Here is a 20,651-nt window from a genome sequence, read left to right on the forward strand (position 1 = left end):
TACATTTTTAGTCAGGCTCAAATCCCAGCACTTTTCTGATGTTGTCAGCTACAACGCTACCTTTACAAGCCAACTCAAACGTTTCTAATGCTTCTTTGTAGGTCTTTCCGCAATAGAGGGAATGAGTGTTTTCTCCGCCACTCTGGGCGAGATAGGATTCACCACAGTACCCGACATTATTGTGAGAATCGGCTTTAAAAAGCCTTTCACACTGGATCGGATTCAACGCCAGGAGGAAAAACGTGCCATCGTTAAATTGACCAGCATATATTGAATGTGGATCTTTTGGACCAAGATTTTTAAGGGGGCGAAGCTGGCGGCCATGATTCAAATCAATACCATTGAAAACATAAACACCTGTAAACTCTTTCACTTTATTGTTACATTTCGAGTAATTATCTTTCTGCAATAATCCATCGAATGCCAGAGCTATGTTGCGTTTAAGGGTTGAAGTGAAGAAATTCTAAAATTTTGTTGCCCAGTCGATCAGATGTTAGAGCATTGATGCCAGTTAAAGCCCTTCTCCATCCCAGATAGTGTGATAGATATTTTGTGGCAACTCCGTGAAAAATCCCTGTAATCCACTGCTTCAGGTGGCTGTGGTATGCATTCACATGCTGTAAGTGAAAAACACCTTCTATCACCCGTATTCCAGAGGATGACACCAGCTCCTTAAAAGTAAATCCTAACGCTCTCGCAAGCTTTTCATGTGCAAGACTGGCATCGGCACATACGACAGTTTCAATATTTATCCGGCCACTTAAATGGCGACAGAGTTCATCTGCGCTCTCATTTTTCAATACACCATCAACCGTCTGACTTCCTCGGTCTCTAGCTACCATGACTGGTATTTTTCGACAGTCTGTCTTCTTATCACTACCTCGTTTCCTCACGGGTCTTGGCAGGCCTTTTTTTTGACCTTTAAAAGATTCGCGAAAAAAAGTTTCATCGAGTTCGGCAATACCACTGAGTTCTGGTGCCTGATCATGCTCAATGACCTGTAAAAAACGATGTCGCCAACGGAATGATGTATTTAACGAAACTCCGCATTGCTTGGCAGCCGGGCGAAGCGTTAAAGAGTGGGTCATTCCCTCAAGATATTTCGGCCATGCTTCAGGGCGTCTTAAACGGGCCAAGGGTGTTTTGGAAAAAGCGTTCAGTGTTTTTCGGCAAACCTTGCACCGAAATCGTTGGCGTTTGTTCCTTTTCCCCCAGCGCTGAAGGGCTTCCGATCCACAATGAGGGCATTTCGGAGCCCGTACAAAACTATCCTCAATAGACTTTGCAATATTGGAAGGAGAATTTTGCTCTGATAGAGCATTGATAAGAGTATTTCGCTGCTGGCTGCTTAATAACGGCACAGCATTAAGAAGATCTTGAAACTGTCGGGGCTTCATAACGTAGCCTCCCATTGCAGGGGATCACGACAGTTTAGACCTATCAACCTTTAAAACAAACATAGCCGAATGCCAGGTTGTATTTCAACATGTCCTGATGCATAAGGGTGTTTTTCCGGCGTTCAATTTTTATCATATTCCTGAATTCAAGCGGAGGAGGACCTGATGATGATGTAACTGATTGCATGCAAATGCTTTCATCAAAGCAATCTTTTTCGTACTGTGACTTGAATGGGTAAAAATCAGGTGGCGGTATTTTGGTAGAAGCCTGTGGCACAACTTCTTCAGCCGATAAATTATTAAACTTTGCTGAGGCACCTGTGTTTGCCGTGGCATCCTTGGTTTCTTCAGGATTTTGTTGTTCTTGCCATGCCATTTTTCGGTAAGTTGATGCTGATATGGGTGAAGTCATAACAATTACTCATATTCTAAATAATCAAGTTGATGACAAGGGGTTATGTTCAAAGCGTTTCCAACGCTCATGAGAATTCATGGGGCAAGGTGAAACTCTGTCGACTCTGACCACTGATCCAAATGAAAGTTTCATGATATAATGGATATTTCCGGCTTCCAGGTGGAAAAGTTTTACTGCTGTATTTTTAGTAAAATGGCTGACTATAAACGCAGTTACAGTAGTTGAGAGTCAGGTATTTTTATGCACACATTCAAGAATCAAGAACTGCCACTGGTTTGCAATTTGTTTATGCTTTGGACGCAGGTCTTGAAAAATTGAACTTTAAGCATAAAAATCAGTCGAACTTTATAAAATTGAATCCAACCTTTTAATAACAACTAGTACACGGTTTCAATGAGTTTTATGGGTTGTCGTGCCTCCGCACTCTGTTCGCCCTGAGCCTGTTGAAGGGCGTAAACTCCGGACTCTGATAGATCGTGCCAAGCACCCTTCGACTCCGCTCAGGGTGAACGGAGATGGTACACGTCAAACTCATTGAAACCATGTACTAACATGATGGTTCGCTCTTCAGGCAATTTGCAATGAACTCATTAACATCAGACTGTGGATTTTACTGGTTCAAGTCCCTGGCAAGAGAGCCGGTGGAACATGACGAAAGATTCAGTATTGGCTCTGCGGTCAGCCCACTTATGGTATCGGATGAAAGTCAACCCCAAAACACTTTTGAGGCAACGCGGCTCCCTGAGCGACTCACAGTTGCTGTTTCTGAATCAATAGCTGTTCCTGAAACAGTTGCTCCTGAGCCAGTTGCTCTTGAAACAGTTGCTCCTGAGGTCATCGCTGTTCAAGAGTCAGTTGCTGCTCAAGAGACAGTTGCTGCTCCAGACGCTGCTTCCTGTGTTGGGCTCTCTTTGCCCGGAACTTCGCCTGTTGTCAAAAAACAGATTCCCGAACAGCTGCACGATATTTGCCAGCAATGGCTTGCGCTAAGCCACCGCTTCCCTAAAGACCTCAGTTTCCAGCAAACCGGCGAACTGGTCGAGGCCTTCAGAGAAATATTGCTTCAGCGACTTAGGGGATTGGCATCAGAACCTTCCAGATCCACCACGGGCTGTCAGCCATCGGGGTGGTCTTCAACGCACCACACCAAACCGGCTGACCAGAAAAACGCACCTGATGACAGTAGTCAGAGGGATCATCAGCTGGTGGACCATTTCTGGCTAAGTTACCTGAACGCGATAAGCCGACGTATTACCCAGATAAGCAGTGACGATGTTCGTGTGAATGGCCAGAGTCCGGAAGAACCGAATCCGTTCACTTTTGAGCAGCTGAACCAGAAAAGCTGGGATTTATATGCCAGGATCGGTGTGAGCTATCCGGACAACATCCCGCTGATTCTTAAACAGGCTTCCTATCCCCTCAGCCATGGTGGTGACACTTTCGCTATTATCCATAGTGTTGTTTTTCAGGGCGTAGAGGCCAGCAGCAACTTTGTGAGCACCCTGCTTTTTTCCCTGTGTGAATACTATCAGCCGGAACAACGGCCTTCGCCAAACGGCTCTGAGCCAGTGATTATCCGGTTATTCGAGCAGCTCGGCTACTGGCGGCAACAAAACGACAAACTGATTGTTCCGAAAGTCAAAACGGCTAAAGGAGAGATTCGCCCCATGAGTATTTTCAAAAGCATGGAGCGAATTATCCCCAAAGAACACCCATTCCAGCAGGCCCTGGCCAAGGTCCAGCTTGACAGCGGCCCAATCGGCATACTGGAAGGCAGTGTTACCCGGCAAAAAAAATGCCTGAAGCAAACCATCAAGGCGCTTGCCAGTTCAAAAGCCGCTGATGATCTGGCCAAAGCAAAACAAGGACCATCGCCAGCCAAAACACAGCGAAAGCAAAAAAAAGACAACAAGACCACCGCCCCCCTCTCCAGCAACAAACCTGCTGCGCCATCGACACCTACGCCATCAGAGGCTGGCAAAAACAATTCCGGGGAATGTCTGAGCACATTGGCAGACAACAGCAGCTCGCCAATAACATTTGCCAGACAATGCAAACAGCTCATTAATGCTGATAACGTCGACCTGCTGAAAAAACTGCTGACAGACAATCCGCAACTGTTCTACGGATTAAAACAGTCACAGAAAAATAAAATTGACCGTTTTCTGAAAGCAAAGAAACTTCCCAATTTTATGCGGGATAAACACTAAAATACGCTGGTACTGGATAGGGTTGTTCAGGCAGAATTGCCCGACATAGCTATCTATCAGGTTGACATTCGGGCCACCATAAGAACCTCTAATGCAGAGAGCCACAAACAACAGGCCCTGATATTTAACGCCCTGGACGTAATATGACTGACAATAACAAGCTGCCACTTATCCTTGAACCAGACGTTCTGGAATCCATACTCACTGCTGAAGACCATGCGTCAGTAAAAGAGCGCCTGATTATTATTGATCTTGGTAATCCCCGGCTGTATCAACAGGCTCATGTTCCCGGGGCCATCCATGTGCCACCCCATCAGCTGGTTGCAGGAACGCAACCGGCCCGTGGCAAACTGCCAGCGCTCAGTCAACTGGAATCGTTGTTCAGTGAGCTGGGCTTTACCGGCGAAGAGCACTTTATTGTTTACGATGATGAAGGCGGTGGCTGGGCGGGGCGCTTTATCTGGACGCTGGATGTTATTGGTCACCGGAAATATTCGTATCTCAATGGTGGAATCCATGCCTGGTTGAAAGAAGGCCATCCAAGAGAGTCCGGGGCCAACGTGAGAGCTTCCACCGACGTTTCCCTGACGATTGATGACCGTGTTATTGCCAGCTGCGACTTCATCCTTGAAACACTGGCGAGCCCGGAGTTCACTATCTGGGATGCACGCTCTCCAGAAGAATACCGCGGAGAAAAGGTCATGGCACAAAAAGCTGGCCATATTCCCGGAGCCATTAATTTTGAGTGGACCCGAGCCATGGACCCGGAAAAGAACTATCGAATTAAAGAAGGGCTGGAGGCGGAGCTTGATGCCCTTGGTATTAAAAGAGATCAACAAATCATCACCCACTGTCAGGCCCATCACCGTTCAGGGTTTACCTATCTTGTGGCTAAAGCGCTTGGCTTTAAATCGGTCAGAGCCTATGACGGCTCATGGTCTGAATGGGGGAACCTGCCTCATACACCAGTTGCTTAAGTAGTTAATAAGCAAACACAGCAATCACCGAAGGTGCAGGCAGTCATGCCATGAATTACAATGGCTGCCACTTTCCTGTTTTTCGAGAACCATTGTCTTGATTCATTTGAACAACCTTCAGAGCCTGGCATGATCCCTTACAAATAGACGACAGGCTCTTATCAGATACCTATTTTAACCACAGGATATTCCATCACCGTGAAAGAAAAACTGTTTGCAGCTATCCAGTATGTACTGCCTCATCACCTGATCTCCAGGGCTGTGTACTATTTTGTGGAATGCCAGATTCCATGGTTCAAAAATGGCCTGATTCGCTGGGCTATCGATCACTACCACGTCAATATGAGTGAAGCGAAGCGGGAAGGCGCTGAAGAGTACCGCCACTTCAACGACTTTTTTACCCGGTCATTAAAGGATGGAGCCCGTCCTTTACCCGAAGACCCGGAGATGATTGTCAGCCCGGCCGATGGTGTCATCAGTCAGATAGGCGACATCAAGAACGGCAGAATATTTCAGGCCAAAGGCCATGATTACAGTCTGGTCGAATTGCTGGGTGGTGATCTGGAGCTTGGGCAGGAGTTTATGGGCGGAAAGTTTGCTACCATTTACCTCTCCCCGAAAGACTACCACCGTGTCCATATACCTGCGGCCGGATCCCTGCATAAGATGGTCCATGTGCCCGGACGCCTTTTCTCTGTAAACCAGGGGACCGTTGAGAACATCCCCAATCTCTTTGCCCGGAACGAACGGGTGGTCAGTATTTTTGATACAGAATACGGTCCCATGGCAGTCATCATGGTTGGGGCAATCAATGTTGCCAGTATTCAGACCGTGTGGGCCGGTCTGGTGACCCCACAAAGGGGGCAGGTTGCTACCACCACCTATGGTGAGGTGAGCCAGTCGGTTGAATTAAGCCGTGGTGATGAACTGGGCCGCTTCAAACTGGGTTCCACTGCGATATTGCTCTTTGGCAAAAACCAGATTGATTGGCTGGAAAACTGGCAACCAGGCCTGTCGATCAAGATGGGGGAGGCATTGGCCCGGGTCGATGCTCCTGACATCAAATAGTGCCTTCTCTATAGTGGAGATTTTTATCACATAGAGCCTGGTATTCAGAACCTCCGGGAGCGTAACGAATCCGTGTCAGAAACTCAGTTGCTGAAAGACGTTTGTTCTGCATCCCTCTGCATTCGACCGAATCATCCTCTTGGGAAGGTGCCGTCGTTTCTGGGTTGATCAAATCGCTAAGGAAGGCAACTTTTTCGCTGTCAGGCATAGGGCTATGCAGGGTATGCCAAATAATGCCGAGAGTTCCGGTTAAGCACTCGGCCACTTTATCGGCTAAATACTTTTCATCATCCGTCATAACCATAATATTACTTACTTCAGTAGCTTGAATTTCCTCTATCCGAATGTATCTTGGGTCGATTAACGGTTCAGGATAATCAAAACTCCTACCTGCCTCGGCAGGCAGCCATTGTTGAAGATATTCATTGAAATATTCAAACACGTCGACCCCGTGCTTAAATACATTGGTACGGCGAAAATCATTCTCGGCATATTTCATAAGATGAACAATTACCTTGTGATTAGCGATGTAATAAAAACGGTTAAAACCCAGGTTATCTATTTGATTGAGCATAGATTTACCAGTGGTGAGATGGAGAGCGTTTTTCACGTCGTCAATAGAGAGGCCATCGTCATACATACGTTGTTTTGCTGACTCAGTTAAACGGACCGCTTTACAGCATTGGTCGACATAAAATACCGGTAAGGTTTTACATGCCTTTAACTCTTCATAGGACTTGAGCCGGATTTGATCGGCCAACTCCTTTGGTGATAACAATAAAGAGTGAAGGCTGGCCATTTTCCGGGCTGGGATTTTCGACGGTTGTCCTGACTCAACGGGAGATGACATTGTGGATTGAACAGAAGCTGTCGTGTGTTTAACGAGTAACTGATCAATTTTGCCAGGCAAAAAGTCAGTTTCTGCCATTTTTTTAGTGATTTTAATGAGCGGTAGAGGATCGCATGTGGAATCTGTCGGCCTTTTTTGAGTAGTTACTTCAACGTCTCTCCCTGAGAAGCATGAAGGGCTTGAGATATTTTCTGAACCTTTTACCTCCGCAGAATTATTATCTGAAGCAGGGGCCTGATGACTCTCTGTCAGAGAGGATGTGCTTGCTCGAATATCCACAACATTTCCACCCAATACGTTGTTTGACTGTTAGTAAGTTCTGGACCAAAAAGCGCAACCAATTGTAAATATGTGAAATTTATCCTGACAAAAAATTAAAACACCTCTGCTTTTTGACAGCCAGAAAATATCAGGAAATGCTAAGAGCAGATGGCTTCAAATGCATCAAATATCATAGTGTAGTATGGAGCTCCATTACTTTCCAAATGAAATCTGGTAATTGAAATAATTTTAAAATCCTGAATTCAGGTATGGATAGAGGCGGTGCTGGTATAAGTTGGAAACACACGATATCCGGTAATGATTATAAACAACCGGACGATCATGTCGGTGCTTCAGGGAGTGGGCGATACAGGCATGGCACAGTCAGGCAGGCGAACGAAATCTGGGGTCAGGTCTTTCTTTTGAAAAACCAATGTCGTTTATCATAACTACTGATGTACAAACAAAGACCCGCCCCCACACTTCTTACTTTAATGCACAAAAGAAAGACCTGACACCAATTCTGTTTTGTGGAATGCCAGATTCCATGGTTCAAAAATGGCCTGATTCGCTGGGCTATCGATCACTACCACGTCAATATGAGTGAAGCGAAACGGGAAGGCGCTGAAGAGTACCGCCACTTTAACGATTTCTTTACCCGGTCATTAAAGGAGGGAGCCCGTCCTTTACCCGAAGACCCGGAGATGATTGTCAGCCCGGCCGATGGTGTCATCAGTCAGATAGGGGATATCAAGAACGGCAGAATATTTCAGGCCAAAGGCCATGACTACAGTCTGGTCGAACTGCTCGGTGGTGATCTGGAGCTTGGGCAGGAATTTATGGGGGGAAAGTTTGCCACCATTTACCTCTCCCCGAAAGACTACCATGGTGAGGCGAGCCAGTCGGTTGAATTAAGCCGTGGTGATGAACTGGGCCGCTTCAAACTGGGGTCCACTGCGATTGTGCTCTTTGGCAAAGACCAGATTGAGTGGCTGGAAAACTGGCAACCCGGCCTGTCGATCAAGATGGGGGAGGCATTGGCCCGGGTCGATGCTCCTGACATCAAATAGTGCCTTCCTTATAGTGGGGATTTTTATCACATAGAGCCTGGTATTCAGAACCTCCGGGAGCGTAACGAATCCGTGTCAGGAACTCAGTTGCTGAAAGACGTTTGTTCTGCATCCCTCTGCATTCGACCGAATCATCCTCTTGGGAAGGTGCCGTCGTTTCTGGGTTGATCAAATCGCTAAGGAAGGCAACTTTTTCGCTGTCAGGCATAGGGCTATGCAGGGTATGCCAAATAATGCCGAGAGTTCCGGTTAAGCACTCGGCCACTTTATCGGCTAAATACTTTTCATCATCCGTTATAAGCACATATCCACCTGCTCCAAGACTTAGAATTTCCTCCATCTGAATGTATCTTGGGTCGATTAACGGTTCAGGAAAATCAAAACTCCTTACTGCCTCGGCAGGTAACCATTGTTGTTTAGGTTCATTGAAATATTCAAACACGTCGATCCCTGGCTTAAATACAGTGCGTTTAAAAATATTATCCTCGGTATATTTCATAAGATGAACGATTACCTTGTGATTAGCGATGTAATAAAGATGGTCAAAACTCTGGTCAGGTGTTTGATTGAGCGCAGATTTACCAGTGGTGAGATGGAGAGCGTTTTTCACGTCGTCAATAGAGAGGCCATCGTCATACATACGTTGTTTTGCTGACTCAGTTAAACGGACCGCTCTATGGGGGTAGGCAACATAAAATACCGGTAAGGTTTTACATGCCTTTAACTCTTCATAGGTCTTGAGCCGGATTTGATCGGTCAACTCATTTGGTGATAACAATAAAGAGTGAGGGCTGGCCATTTTACGGGCAGGGATTTGTGACGGTTGTCCTGACACAACGGAAGATGACAATGGGGATTGAAAAGAAACTGTCGTATGTTGTTTAACGTGTAACGGCTCAATTTTTCCTGACAAAACGTCAGTTTCTGCCATTGTTTTAGAGATTTTAACGAGAGGTAGAGGATTGCATGTGGAATCTTTCGGCCTTTTTTGAGTAGTTACTTCAACGTCTCTCCCTGAGAAGAATGAAGGGCTTGAGATATTTTCTAAACCTTTAACCTCCGCAGAATTATTATCTGAACCAGGGGCCTGATGACTCTCTGTCAGAGAGGATGTGCTTGCTCGAATATTCACAACAATTCCACCAAATGAGTTATTTGATTATCAGTCAGTTCTGGACCAATCAGTTCCGGACCAAAAAGTACAACTAAATGAAAATAATAGTGACTTATCCTGGTAAATAATTGAAGCACTTCTACTTTTTTACAACCATTAAACATCAGGGAATGCTAAATACAGATGGCTTCAAATACACAAATAAAGACAGTGTAGTATGGAGATTCATTACTTTCCTCATGAAATCTGGTAATTGGAATGATTTTCAAATTCTAATTTATTACCAGCGTTCACCTTTAAAACAGCTCCATTCATTGCCTTTTCGGACTTAACTAATTATCATCCGCCTCAAACCTGCCGACAAGGCATCAACCAATTAATCTGCTTTTTCAAATTCCGATAAGTAGAAAATATTATCATTCGAGATTGTATGTATTGTTATGTCTCTACCTGTTAAGGCAAACTTTCAACTGGTTAATACCGCAACGGATGGCAATGCTCTGTCATCAGTAGAAGATGCTAACGGGATTAACTCCAGAAAATATACGGAATATTTATGCCATGGTGAATCTGAAGCCGCCACCCTGGTTTCATCATTTTATCGTAACCTTGGCTTGACTATACGTGTTGTTGATGTAAATAAAATATTGGCTGAAAGAACAAGAATTAATACCAGGGCAATAAAATTCAGGCCATTCAGCTGCCTGTTCCCTGGCAGTAAACGTGTGCTTGTAAAGCCGGTTTTTGATTTGAATGAATGGAAAGATATCCCGATCAAAGGGGTGGTAACCGTTCATAAACCGATTGCTGACGGCATTATGAAGTGGGCATATAAACGGGACGGCTCGACTGACAAAAAAGGCGAAACGATTGAGGCAGGCTTAAAAAAAATTACCGACTTTGCCACATTGAAAGATAAAACAATGGAATGCCGGGATGAATCATTATTCGTGGCTTGCTCCTCAGGCCATGTCAGTCTTGATGGTTATTTACTGCATCAGCCATTATTGCAAAAGGTTGAGAATGCTAACGACTACCCGGAGATCATCTGCCCATATAACTTTGACCAGACCCATTGCGGATACCTGCTGGATTTCAGAAGGGAGCAGTGTTTTATTAATATTGCCAAGTTTATGGAGAAAATTTTACTCCTTGAGTTCGATGATGATGCTGGTCAAATGCCAAAGCCCATTGTTATTTTTCTGTACGACAGCTTTCGGGGGGGATTGCTGCCACCGGTGGAACTTAATGGTACTCTGCTCAAAAAAATAGCAGACAACGCCCGAGTATTTACTCGCTACACCCGATCCCTTGACGAAGAACGCAAACTCTGTAATTTGCTGGCTCACGCAGGCTATAAGCGCTTCTTGCAGCTATTGATGAACAATATCCCCGAAAGTGTGACTGCTGTAGCAAATACACCTCAACCCATAAATATGGAAAGTATCAAGCAGGCCATTGTTAATCTGGAAGCCGACAAAGCCGTTACCATGCTGTCAGAAATAGATGATGAATTGATTGACAGCATCGGCTTACCGACAACACTCATGGATCAATTGACTTATAATCCCGTTTTTACCTATCAAGATTGTAAAGATTACAAGTATCCAGATATTGATGATTTTTTCCGGCACCATATTGGCAAGAATCGTTCCCGGAAGTTAATGCGAACCACCTTTGCCGCACAAGGCAAGATCTGCAGAGCACTGTTAAAAAAGAAAGTATTTGTCCCGGTAATATTGCTAGGTCGTCTCAGCTCTTTATATAACCCACTGGTACATTGCCTGCTGATTGCGAATGGCTCACGAATTAATTTCGCTGGCTGGGGATTCAGGGTGAGTAGAAGCCTTTTTCCAATAATAGCCGCCGGGAAATTTTATCGGGAAAACCTGCTGTCTGAGGCCGAACTCAAGATCATACGTTACGAGACGTTATGGCAAATCGTTTCTAATTCCACCAAGTGGATTGTTACTGATCCTGATAAAATCCTGGAGCGATTTCGCAAGTTGGTGAATAATCTGGCAAGAGTCCTGGAGCAGCGGCACCCTGTCGGCCGGGTTCAACGACAGTGCCGGCAAATCTTCAGTGATGAACTTTACACATCATTTTATCTGGATAAAAAAGCCAGCGGCCTGGCCCTGAAGCAGGTACTGGAAAAGGGCCTGTCTACCCAGCGTTACAATGATAAGGAGTTATGGAGCTATGTACGCTGTATATCATCTACCATTAGTCGATCACATGAAGGAGCTATCTTTTATCAGGATGAACTGTACTTAATAGACAGGTGCAGGGCTATCAACCGCTCACCGGACAAGGATTTCAGCCGCGACTGGCTGGAGGCGTTGCTGGCCACACCGCCGATCTTTGATCAACGGGAGTCTCAACGCATGGGGCGCTATCGGGCGCTTACCCGGGAGGCTGGCCAGCACTACTATCAGAGTCCCCATCCAAGTCAGGCAAAAGCCATCATCGCTACGGGGTTAAATCCCTGTCATCGTCATTTCCATGGTCTGGACCATGCCCTGCGTACGCAACTGGCCACTGAATTTCTGCTGGAGATACTCACCGACTTTCACCTGCCCTTCAAAAAATTACTGAAGCAGCATCAGCTGCTGCAAGAGTTACTGCCGATTGCCGAGTTGTACCACGACGCTGTCGCTGAAGTTGCAGCCAAAGAAAATGAAGAGCTGCGTGCCGCCGAACTGTTTCTGCGCGATATGAGTGAGTTGCAGCAGTACCCCGTGCCGCTGATTACCCTGGTGGCCGATGCGCTGCGCAATAAAAACAGTAATAAAATGCACCCGGTGCAGGAACCCTTCACCGCCGATGACCAGTGCCCGGAAGATGAGCTACTACTGCGTCAGGTGCTCCGTTTCGGAGATACTGTGGATATTATGCGGGTCTTTCCGCCCAGGCCCGACTTTCCCGCAATTAACCGGACACCGGGTTCAGCAAAATTGACTGCTGCAGCCCTCAATGACGGCTATTTTCACCCGGAAGCCATTGAGCTGCTGGGCGTGGTCAATCATCCAGAGTTCACGCAGCTGATCCAGGCAGCACTGTTGACGTTCCGGAATCTGGCCAGCATCACCGGGGGCTGGCATCATCACACCCATGACAACCCGTTCTCACGTAAATACGGCCTGTCGGTTGATAACGATAAACGACGGTTACGGATTGAACGGGCACCCGAGCCTTATATGTGCCTGCGCGAAAGTCTGGATGACCTGGTGCGGCTCGTTATCGCGCAAAAAGCCGGGGTCCAGCCCTGCTTTGCGGAGCATTCCAGGCACAAGGATAGTACCAGAGCACCTGATTGCTGGGACCCGGGTATCGGCTTCGCCGGTGCCTACCGAAAGCTGCACAATGAGCAGGAGCTGCGGCAAGTTCGGTTACCCACCATGACCCTGAAGGAAAAGGTTATTGTCGTTGCCGAGGAACTGCCCAGCCTGGAAACAAAATGGCTATCGTCAGCTACCGGCAGGGCTTTTAAGGCAGAGATCAGGCGACTGCAACAGAAGGGCATCCTGCCTGCCATTGGCACGCCGCGACAATCTGAGCTGGAGCAGATACTCAAACAACCGGACTGTGTCGGCGCTAAGATACTGAATGAGCGTGAGCTTGCGGTGGTGGCTGATGACCATGAAGGGCGAGTCTTTTACCGAATGGTGCCAAAACGACGCAAAAGGCAACGCGCCGAGCCTGATAATGACGCCGGTCGCCAAAATACCGGCCCTGCCCCTAAACGACGGGGGAGTAGTTTCATACAAACGTCCGCTGTAATTATGCCTTGATATATTTCATTAGTTGTCAAAAATGCCACAGAAGTTACACGAGCGTGTACGTCTGTGGCATTTCCCCGGGTTCATCCTTTCACATGTTGTTATGGTAAATTGCGGCCCTGCCTTAGAATTTTGCACTGAATTGCAACGCACCGCCGTAGGTATTATCCTCGCCCACCATAACTGCCACATTCAGACCAAACAAATCCCATGGCGACAAGCCGACACCGGCTGTCAGTACATTCCCTGAATTATCTTCAAGGTCAGTCCGATAACCAGCCGAGAGGCGTGCATGCTCCCAGAAGTCCAGGGTAATGCCCAGACTTGCATAGCGATTCTCCTGAACAGCGCCGTAGCCACCGGTCGAGGTGAGCTGCAGGTCACCCATTATGGACGCGATACCGTAATCCACACCCACACCAGCCGTTAACTCAGGCTTTACCTTATATTCAGAGGTTGAGTCTTTTGACTTATAGGTTTTGCCAATCAGGTTTTTCGCCGTAAGACCAAAAGACAGTATATTATTCAGTTGATAGGCGGCTCCAAGGTCGATATTGAAGTTACTGTGACTGGACTCTGTATCCAGCAGAGCATTATCATCGAATGCCGCAACTGCCTCACTGTAGTCGATCAATGTTATTTGCTGGTATTTGAGCACTCCACCAACATTCAACTTGCCAGGCAATTCGGTGCTTACTTCATTGGCGACAGCGATACCAACGTCAACAGTCATTACGGCGCTGGCTTCAACCTGAGTTTCCAGATCATCGACCGTTACAGCACTGCTATTACCGTCGGTTATGGCATCTTGTATATCATCCCTGTCGTCAGTGCTAATCTCACCAACGCCTGCCGACATTTTCAGTACACTGGTCACATACAGGCTTGCTGGCATAACACTGTTTGGAATAGCAATAAATCCATTCCCTCCAGCTTCGACGCTCAGGTATTTATTGGCCAGGTTATCTAAAGAGTCCAGAGCCAGTTGCGCCTTTGCCTGATAATTACCGGTCAGGTCATCAAGTGCATTCACGGCATCAGATGCTTTGTCGGCTGTGTCGACCAGATCATCTTTATCCTGTAAAAGCACGCCAAAACCAAGATTCACACCAAGATCATCATCCTGATCAAAGGACGCCAAATGCGCAGGGTTTAGAATATGGTGTGTGTAATCCCCGACAGCCACTCCAGCTCCACCTTGAGCTATTGTCCTGGCATCAAATGCCTGAGCAGCTCCGGAGAGAAAGACGGCTGTGGTCGCAACGGCTATTTTGTGAAGTTTCATGAAATGCTCCCTGCTTTGTTAGTTTTATTGTTGTCCGTTATTACCAGGCTATCACGCCACAAAGAGTATTGGCAGGTTATTGATGGTTGAATAAAAGCAATGGACCCGGCATTGGTCTTTTATAAAAACGACTCAGCATTAGTACTCAACCAGTAAAAATGATTTTTATATTTCTTTAGTGATCTGGCTTCTGGTAATAGATTCAAAATGTAAATTATTTATTTTTGTATCGCCAATAATAAGATTTTGCAGAATGGTTAGCTCATGCGGTAAATAAGGCGCTGTCAGCCGCAGTGATTGACTGTTCAGCGTATTTTGAGCAATATGTGAACCCATCAGCGGCCAGTACCACTCGATTATTTTTCGTTGCTTGTCTGACAGTACAACTCGCCAAAAAGTTCATAGCAATAACGCTCAGCAGACACTGAAACGCAATGTCTTTATGTTCATGATGTTTGGAAATAGAGAAGTTAACCTGAATCCTGCTGGATAGTATAAAAGGTATATATTGTGAAAGCGTTGAAACTCGGCATTGTGATGGATCCTATTGCCTCCATCAATTACAAAAAAGACAGCTCCCTTGCCATGCTGCTGGCGGCCAGTCAGAAAGGCTGGCAGCTGTTTTACATGGAACAGGCCGACCTTTATCAGAAAGAAGGTGTTGCCATGGGCAGCGTTAAGCCGTTAACCGTCAATGCTGATCCTGAAAACTGGTTTGCCCTGGATGAGCGCTGTGAGATGCCGCTGGATGCGCTGGATGTCATCCTGATGCGCAAGGACCCGCCCTTTGATATGGAATTCATTTACAGCACTTATCTGCTGGAGCAGGCTCAGGCGGCAGGTACTCTGATTGTGAATAACCCCCGCAGTATCCGTGACTGCAACGAAAAAATGTTTGCCACACTGTTTCCACAGTGCACGCCCCCGGTGATGGTTTCCCGCAGTCCAAGGCTGCTGAAAGAGTTTGCGGCAGAACATGGTGATGTGGTGCTGAAGCCACTGGATGGCATGGGCGGCAGTTCTATTTTCCGGACCCGGCCAGATGATCCGAACTTAAGCGTGATCCTGGAAACCCTGACGGAAATGGGCCAGCATCAGGCCATGATTCAAAAGTTTATCCCGGATATTAAATCCGGTGACAAGCGCATCCTGATGATCGATGGGGAACCCGTCCCGTACTGCCTGGCGCGCATTCCTGCTAACGGAGAACTCCGGGGCAACCTGGCCGCAGGCGGTACCGGTGAAGGACGCCCCCTGAGTGAGCGGGATCTGTGGATTGCCCGTCAGGTAGGGCCCGAGCTGCGCAAGAAAGGCCTGATCTTTGTCGGGCTGGATGTTATTGGCGACTACCTCACAGAAATCAATGTTACCTCACCAACCTGTATCCGTGAGCTGGACAACCAGTTTAAACTCAATATCGCCGGTCAGTTGATGGATAAGATCGAGGAAAAACTCAAGGCCAGGCCCTGACCAGACGATTATTCTATAGACTGTTTTTTTCCAGCAGAATCTTGCCTATAGTCTTAAGTCCGACAGGCTCCCGGGAGCCCTTTGATAGAAGGGCTCAATTGTAGTAATCAGGACGGCTCTGCCATCGGGCTTTACCAGGGAAAGCAGTAATCAGAAAGCTATGACTCAGCCAGCGACCATTTCATCAGCAGCAGTATCGACGGCAGACCGTTTGGGTTTTACCCTTTTTATGGCGGGGGCTCTGCACGTTCTGATCGTGCTGGGGATAACGTTTAGCTTTAATGACAAGCCTGCCCCACCGCCAACCCTGGAAGTGACTCTGGCCAGCTATCAAAGCAAAGAGAAACCCAAAGAAGCCGACTACCTGGCCCAGATCAATCAACAGGGCAGCGGTACTCTGGATGAAAAAGCATTGCCCTCCAGTGACCAGCAGGCACAGTTTCAGGAAGACACCATCAAGGAAGTCAAGCCACAGTCACAAACCGCGGCTCAACCAGAGCAAGCCGTGACAGAACAGACCCGTATTACCACCAGGGCAAAGAGCCAGCAGCAAGTTTCGGCAACCGATGACCGTGAAAAGCAAGAGCCTATTGCCGTTGAAAAAGACAAGCCACGCAAGCACATTGACCTGAAAAATGAAATTGCCAGCCTTGAAGCCCAGTTCCATCAGCAGCGCCAGGAGTTTGCCAAACGCCCTCGTATCAAAAGGCTGACAGCGGCCTCAACCCTGCAGGAAGCCGGGGCATTTTACAAAGAGTCCTGGCGGCGGAAGGTTGAGAAAGTGGGCAACATCAACTACCCGGAAAAGGCACGTAAGCAGAAGCTCTATGGCGAGCTGCGCTTGATGGTTGCCATCAACCGGGATGGCACATTGTCCAATGTTGAGATACTGGATTCATCGGGTTATCGGGTTCTGGACGATGCTGCGGTGCGCATTGTCAGAATGGCTTCGCCCTTTGCCCCATTTGACGACACGCTTAAGAGCTATGATATCGTCGAGATCATACGTACCTGGCGCTTTGAGCCGGGGGATCGACTGTTCAGTCAGTAAAGGCCTGTTGTATTGCGGGAATATAGGTATCAAGACTTGCCATAAATGCCCTTTACCCTGATACTGCCGCTATGAGCAGTGTCCCTTTCCAGAATTTCAAAAGTCACTTTCTTCTTGCCATGCCCGGCATGGCCGACCCTTCTTTTGCTGAAACGCTGACCATTATCTGTGAGCACAGCCCGGAAGGTGCCCTGGGCATTGTGGTGAACCGACCAAGCACTCTGCCGATGAGCGAGATATTCCGACAGATTGGCATTGATCACCATGAGCAGTCAGGCGTGAGTCAGCATGCGGTATACTCTGGAGGCCCGGTATCCCAGGAGAGGGGTTTTGTGCTGAATTCAGGGGAATCCAGCTGGGATGCCAGCTTGCAGATATGCCCCGGGCTGCAACTGGCGACATCAACCGATGTACTGGTGGCCATGGCAAAAGGCAAAGGTCCGAGGCAGGCACTGGTGGCTCTTGGGTATGCAGGCTGGGGCGCGGGTCAGCTGGAAAAGGAAATTTCCGAGAATGTCTGGCTGACCTGTGAGGCCCATCCATCCATTGTTTTCGATACTCCTTACCACCTGAGACTGAGTGCCGCTGCCAGTACACTGGGTGTCAATATCAACCTGATTTCTGATCAGGTTGGCCATGCATAAGTTTCTTTTGAAAAAGCAATGACCGCTAAGAAATTAAGTACCGTACTGGGTTTTGACTTCGGAACCCGTAACATTGGTGTTGCGGCCGGGCAGGTGATTACCCGAACCGCCTCCGCCCTGCCATCGTTAAAAGCAAAAGATGGAATCCCGGACTGGAGCCAGGTTGAAGCCCTGATCATGGAGTGGAAACCCGATGCCATTGTCGTCGGTATTCCATTGAATATGGATGGCTCAGAATCCGACATGTCGCGCCGCGCCAGAAAGTTTGGTAACCGGATTCATGGACGCTTCAACCTGCCATTTTATCCAGCGGATGAACGACTGACGTCTTTTGAGGCCAAAGAATGGGCCAGCAAGCTTGGCCATAAAGGGCATTACGGATCAAACCCTGTGGATGCCATGGCCGCCCAGATTATCCTGGAAGCCTGGCTGAATGATCCTCAGAATGAACATCTTATGAGTCATTAAGACATTGTCTCGCAATAAGTTCCGCATTTGACTGAGGCTTGTTAAGGAATTGTCCCGAAATAATTTCCACATTTTGAACTCGATCTCCGTTCATCCTTCGATACTTCGACAAGCTCAGCACTCAGGACGAACGTAGTTTTGAAACCCAGAAATGTGGAAATTATTTCAGGACAGCTCCTAAGGTCGCTTCCCGCAAAGGCGCAAGCAATCTGTCTTTTACGGGCAGCGCTTATTCCCATCTCAGGTTACAGGCACACCAAGCAACTCAACAATGACCGGCTGGTTTGCCAATTGCTGCTGTTTGAATTTATAGAATACTTTGATCTTCGCCAGGGGGCTCTGCTGTGAACTGCTCAGTGGCACTGTCCTTGAGTAATCCTGTACCTCATCACCGTTTCTTTTACCTCGAATGGTTTTTTGCAGGTTGATATGAAATACCTCACCTTTAGCCAGATAGATACGAGCCTGACGCAAGATGATATCGCCATTGGATATATGGAAACGAAGCTTGCTGTAGGACTCTTCCATCTGGGGAAAAATGGTTAAGGTATTTTCACTGACCCTGGCTTTCGCTGAACCAACGGCTATCCAGTTATCGATAGCCAGGGTACTGATCGGCAGTGCCAACAAAGAGAGAAGCAGTAACGGGCGAAAGCGGTTAAGCATAGGAAATCCTTAGTTCAATCGGGCAACTTGCAATTGATGTACTAGCTTAGCTGATTCTGCTCCAGTGTGAATTTGAACTGACGCTGTTCACCGACAGCGCCTTCCGGCAGGTACTCCTGTTCCACCCATTGCAGCTGATGGTGATGATCAATCATCAATACGCTGGTATTGCGGGTACCGTACTCTTTACTGGCAATAAAGCAGCTGGAAATCAGTTTTTCTACCTCTTTGCTGACCCCGGTATCCGGTAATTGTTCCTCCGGTGGTTGATAATTATCGTGCATCAGTTCAATAAGCTGTTTGCTAACGGGGGGGATGGACTCTTTGATTGCCCTGGTAAAGCCAGTACGTGCTCTCATAAGCTTTGGCCATGGTGTGTCCAGCAGGTGGTTGCTCAAACCATAGATCCCGGGGGGGAGAGGAGCAATACTGTGGTCTTTTGCGCGGTTGCTCAAGTAATAAAGGCCGGTTGAATCCATAGTCAGGAGATTGAACCCTGACCATTTATCGCTCTGTTGCTGAACCGCCTGTAAATAGTCAGATGCCGACTGGGAACCTGTGACAAAGTTGGCCACCAGCGCCCCCCTGGAATATAAGCCAGCAGGGCTGGGAACTTCCCTGTAGTTGGTAACGGCAGCAAAGCGGCCATTTTTGTTAATGGCCAGCCAGCTGCCGCCAGCTTCCAGGTCCCGGCCTCCAAAGACATCGGGCGAATCGTTCCAGAAGTCGGTTGCCTGTGTCGGGCGTTGATAAAATTCATCTCGATTGGCCGCCAGAATCAGTGGATACTGGCTATCAGGCTGCCATGAAAAAACTATAAGGCACATGTTGTTGACGATCTTGTGGTGTTATGAAGTCACGCGAGAAATAAATTATCATCCATCCAGCGAAAAAGCACAGGCAAATAATAATGAGTAGACTCAAGGCGGCGGTGGTTCAGGTTTGCTCGGGCCGGGTTGTGGCAAAAAATCTTGCGGATATTGAAAGTCAGTTAACGGCTTATCAACAACAGCAAATAGACATTATTGTATTACCCGAATGCTTTGCCATGCTGGGAGGCCCCCAGGCTGAAGCGGCTCTGCAAGCGGATGAAATAAGGGAATGGATGGCATCAACAGCCAGAACATTGGGTAGCTGGCTTGTGGGCGGTTCAGTACCTGTGCGGGATATTAGTGACGGGCGCAACCATGCCTCATGTCTTGTGTATAGCCCCGCAGGGGATGAAGTCACCTGCTACAACAAAATGCACCTGTTTGATGTCGAGGTATCTGACAGTAAAGGTCGGTATAGAGAATCCGATGATTTTATCCCCGGAGCCGGGTTAGGGCTGGTGGATATTGGTGAGGCAACGATTGGCCTGTCAATTTGTTATGACCTTCGCTTTCCCGAGTTATTTCGCACTCTGGTGGCGCAGGGGGCAACCATATTAACCATACCTTCTGCCTTCACAAAAGTAACCGGTGCAGCCCATTGGGAAGTGCTGTTGAGAGCCAGGGCGATTGAAAACCAATGTTATGTGTTGGCAGCCAATCAGGCGGGTACCCACCCTGATGGCCGACAGACCTATGGCCACAGTATGATCATTTCACCCTGGGGGGATATTCTGGCACAAGCCCCTGCAGAAGGGGCTGCGGTGATTATGGCAGAACTGGATCTGGATGAACTGGCGAGAGTTCGTCGGCGAATGCCTTGCTTAAACCACCGCAGACTCATCCTGGATAGAAAAAAACTTGCCTCGGAGTCACGGAGGCACGGATGAAAGAAAAAATCTTTTCCTCTGTGACTCTGTGGCAAAAAAGGGGCAGTCTATTCTCGGAGCATAATAAGCCTACTAGTTCTGCTACTTAGGGTAGACATTAAGCATCTACTCCCCTCTTCGGGAAGTTAAAGATGGAACCACGAAGGACACCAAGAGCACGAAGA

19 protein-coding genes are annotated in these 20,651 nt (G+C 47.6%); 11 read left to right on the top strand and 8 right to left on the bottom strand.

Annotated elements, in window-relative coordinates; genetic code table 11:
* Nucleotides 1–7 precede the first annotated feature (7 nt).
* The 3 genes from ACO6UX_RS18150 to ACO6UX_RS18160 all read right to left on the bottom strand — a co-directional run bounded on the left by ACO6UX_RS18150 (nt 8) and on the right by ACO6UX_RS18160 (nt 1,809).
* Entirely contained in the window at nt 8–373 is a 366-nt protein-coding gene (locus ACO6UX_RS18150; protein WP_422449786.1) for a hypothetical protein, read from the bottom strand.
* A gap of 67 nt (nt 374–440) precedes the next feature.
* The gene (locus ACO6UX_RS18155) at nt 441–1,397 is read right to left on the bottom strand and encodes an IS1595 family transposase (RefSeq protein ID WP_422445623.1); all 957 of its coding nucleotides are present in this window, start codon (nt 1,395–1,397) and stop codon (nt 441–443) included.
* Nucleotides 1,398–1,440: 43 nt separating this feature from the next.
* On the bottom strand, nt 1,441–1,809 hold the full coding sequence (locus ACO6UX_RS18160) for a hypothetical protein (RefSeq protein WP_422449787.1): 369 nt from the start codon (nt 1,807–1,809) through the stop codon (nt 1,441–1,443).
* A 584-nt stretch (nt 1,810–2,393) separates the two neighbouring features.
* On the opposite strand from ACO6UX_RS18160, the gene ACO6UX_RS18165 reads away from it, so the two are divergent.
* The 3 genes from ACO6UX_RS18165 to asd all read left to right on the top strand — a co-directional run bounded on the left by ACO6UX_RS18165 (nt 2,394) and on the right by asd (nt 6,067).
* Nucleotides 2,394–4,022 (top strand): hypothetical protein, encoded by a 1,629-nt coding sequence (locus tag ACO6UX_RS18165; protein WP_422449788.1) that lies wholly within the window; start codon nt 2,394–2,396, stop codon nt 4,020–4,022.
* A gap of 143 nt (nt 4,023–4,165) precedes the next feature.
* Nucleotides 4,166–4,999, top strand: coding sequence for a sulfurtransferase (locus ACO6UX_RS18170; protein WP_422449789.1), 834 nt, complete (start codon nt 4,166–4,168; stop codon nt 4,997–4,999).
* A gap of 198 nt (nt 5,000–5,197) precedes the next feature.
* Nucleotides 5,198–6,067, top strand: a complete 870-nt coding sequence (gene asd / locus ACO6UX_RS18175; RefSeq protein WP_422449790.1) for an archaetidylserine decarboxylase — start codon at nt 5,198–5,200, stop codon at nt 6,065–6,067.
* Here asd and ACO6UX_RS18180 read toward each other — a convergent pair.
* Complete coding sequence (locus ACO6UX_RS18180) at nt 6,060–7,196, bottom strand: hypothetical protein (protein ID WP_422449791.1); 1,137 nt, start codon at nt 7,194–7,196, stop codon at nt 6,060–6,062. The two genes, asd and ACO6UX_RS18180, sit on opposite strands and share 8 nt — an antisense overlap.
* Nucleotides 7,197–7,447: 251 nt before the next feature.
* Here ACO6UX_RS18180 and ACO6UX_RS18185 point away from each other — a divergent pair, with 251 nt between their 5' ends.
* Both ACO6UX_RS18185 and ACO6UX_RS18190 read left to right on the top strand, forming a co-directional pair.
* Nucleotides 7,448–7,627: a hypothetical protein gene (locus ACO6UX_RS18185; protein WP_422449792.1), complete on the top strand. Its 180-nt coding sequence runs from the start codon at nt 7,448–7,450 to the stop codon at nt 7,625–7,627.
* Nucleotides 7,628–7,708: 81 nt separating this feature from the next.
* Nucleotides 7,709–8,248, top strand: coding sequence for a phosphatidylserine decarboxylase (locus tag ACO6UX_RS18190; RefSeq protein ID WP_422449793.1), 540 nt, complete (start codon nt 7,709–7,711; stop codon nt 8,246–8,248).
* On the opposite strand, the gene ACO6UX_RS18195 is transcribed toward ACO6UX_RS18190, so the two are convergent.
* Nucleotides 8,241–9,380 (bottom strand): hypothetical protein, encoded by a 1,140-nt coding sequence (locus tag ACO6UX_RS18195; protein WP_422449794.1) that lies wholly within the window; start codon nt 9,378–9,380, stop codon nt 8,241–8,243. The genes ACO6UX_RS18190 and ACO6UX_RS18195 overlap by 8 nt on opposite strands.
* A gap of 422 nt (nt 9,381–9,802) precedes the next feature.
* On the opposite strand from ACO6UX_RS18195, the gene ACO6UX_RS18200 reads away from it, so the two are divergent.
* Complete coding sequence (locus ACO6UX_RS18200) at nt 9,803–13,156, top strand: hypothetical protein (protein WP_422449795.1); 3,354 nt, start codon at nt 9,803–9,805, stop codon at nt 13,154–13,156.
* Nucleotides 13,157–13,268: 112 nt separating this feature from the next.
* Here ACO6UX_RS18200 and traF read toward each other — a convergent pair whose 3' ends face one another.
* Nucleotides 13,269–14,429: a conjugal transfer protein TraF gene (traF, locus tag ACO6UX_RS18205; protein ID WP_422449796.1), complete on the bottom strand. Its 1,161-nt coding sequence runs from the start codon at nt 14,427–14,429 to the stop codon at nt 13,269–13,271.
* Between the two features lie 537 nt (nt 14,430–14,966).
* On the opposite strand from traF, the gene gshB reads away from it, so the two are divergent.
* From gshB to ruvX, 4 genes are all read left to right on the top strand, one after another.
* Nucleotides 14,967–15,899: a glutathione synthase gene (gshB, locus tag ACO6UX_RS18210; RefSeq protein WP_422450541.1), complete on the top strand. Its 933-nt coding sequence runs from the start codon at nt 14,967–14,969 to the stop codon at nt 15,897–15,899.
* Nucleotides 15,900–16,059: 160 nt separating this feature from the next.
* On the top strand, nt 16,060–16,950 hold the full coding sequence (locus tag ACO6UX_RS18215) for an energy transducer TonB (protein WP_422449797.1): 891 nt from the start codon (nt 16,060–16,062) through the stop codon (nt 16,948–16,950).
* A gap of 71 nt (nt 16,951–17,021) precedes the next feature.
* Nucleotides 17,022–17,594, top strand: coding sequence for a YqgE/AlgH family protein (locus ACO6UX_RS18220; protein ID WP_422449798.1), 573 nt, complete (start codon nt 17,022–17,024; stop codon nt 17,592–17,594).
* 18 nt (nt 17,595–17,612) lie between these two features.
* Nucleotides 17,613–18,062, top strand: coding sequence for a Holliday junction resolvase RuvX (ruvX, locus tag ACO6UX_RS18225; protein WP_422449799.1), 450 nt, complete (start codon nt 17,613–17,615; stop codon nt 18,060–18,062).
* A gap of 240 nt (nt 18,063–18,302) precedes the next feature.
* On the opposite strand, the gene ACO6UX_RS18230 is transcribed toward ruvX, so the two are convergent.
* Nucleotides 18,303–18,728, bottom strand: a complete 426-nt coding sequence (locus ACO6UX_RS18230; RefSeq protein ID WP_422449800.1) for a hypothetical protein — start codon at nt 18,726–18,728, stop codon at nt 18,303–18,305.
* Nucleotides 18,729–18,769: 41 nt separating this feature from the next.
* Entirely contained in the window at nt 18,770–19,555 is a 786-nt protein-coding gene (locus ACO6UX_RS18235; RefSeq protein WP_422449801.1) for an NRDE family protein, read from the bottom strand.
* A gap of 83 nt (nt 19,556–19,638) precedes the next feature.
* Here ACO6UX_RS18235 and ACO6UX_RS18240 point away from each other — a divergent pair, with 83 nt between their 5' ends.
* The gene (locus tag ACO6UX_RS18240) at nt 19,639–20,487 is read left to right on the top strand and encodes a carbon-nitrogen hydrolase family protein (protein ID WP_422449802.1); all 849 of its coding nucleotides are present in this window, start codon (nt 19,639–19,641) and stop codon (nt 20,485–20,487) included.
* Nucleotides 20,488–20,651: the final 164 nt, after the last annotated feature.

It is taken from the genome of Endozoicomonas sp. ALB091, from assembly GCF_049310265.1.
Taxonomy (GTDB): domain Bacteria; phylum Pseudomonadota; class Gammaproteobacteria; order Pseudomonadales; family Endozoicomonadaceae; genus Endozoicomonas.

Coding starts and splice junctions, on each gene's coding strand:
- ACO6UX_RS18155 (WP_422445623.1), bottom strand. CDS start 1,397: ATGAAGCCCCGACAGTTTCAAGATCTTCTTAATGCTGTGCCGTTATTA.
- ACO6UX_RS18160 (WP_422449787.1), bottom strand. CDS start 1,809: ATGACTTCACCCATATCAGCATCAACTTACCGAAAAATGGCATGGCAA.
- ACO6UX_RS18165 (WP_422449788.1), top strand. CDS start 2,394: ATGAACTCATTAACATCAGACTGTGGATTTTACTGGTTCAAGTCCCTG.
- ACO6UX_RS18170 (WP_422449789.1), top strand. CDS start 4,166: ATGACTGACAATAACAAGCTGCCACTTATCCTTGAACCAGACGTTCTG.
- ACO6UX_RS18185 (WP_422449792.1), top strand. CDS start 7,448: ATGGATAGAGGCGGTGCTGGTATAAGTTGGAAACACACGATATCCGGT.
- ACO6UX_RS18200 (WP_422449795.1), top strand. CDS start 9,803: ATGTCTCTACCTGTTAAGGCAAACTTTCAACTGGTTAATACCGCAACG.
- traF (WP_422449796.1), bottom strand. CDS start 14,429: ATGAAACTTCACAAAATAGCCGTTGCGACCACAGCCGTCTTTCTCTCC.
- gshB (WP_422450541.1), top strand. CDS start 14,967: ATGGATCCTATTGCCTCCATCAATTACAAAAAAGACAGCTCCCTTGCC.
- ACO6UX_RS18215 (WP_422449797.1), top strand. CDS start 16,060: ATGACTCAGCCAGCGACCATTTCATCAGCAGCAGTATCGACGGCAGAC.
- ACO6UX_RS18220 (WP_422449798.1), top strand. CDS start 17,022: ATGAGCAGTGTCCCTTTCCAGAATTTCAAAAGTCACTTTCTTCTTGCC.
- ruvX (WP_422449799.1), top strand. CDS start 17,613: ATGACCGCTAAGAAATTAAGTACCGTACTGGGTTTTGACTTCGGAACC.
- ACO6UX_RS18230 (WP_422449800.1), bottom strand. CDS start 18,728: ATGCTTAACCGCTTTCGCCCGTTACTGCTTCTCTCTTTGTTGGCACTG.
- ACO6UX_RS18235 (WP_422449801.1), bottom strand. CDS start 19,555: ATGTGCCTTATAGTTTTTTCATGGCAGCCTGATAGCCAGTATCCACTG.
- ACO6UX_RS18240 (WP_422449802.1), top strand. CDS start 19,639: ATGAGTAGACTCAAGGCGGCGGTGGTTCAGGTTTGCTCGGGCCGGGTT.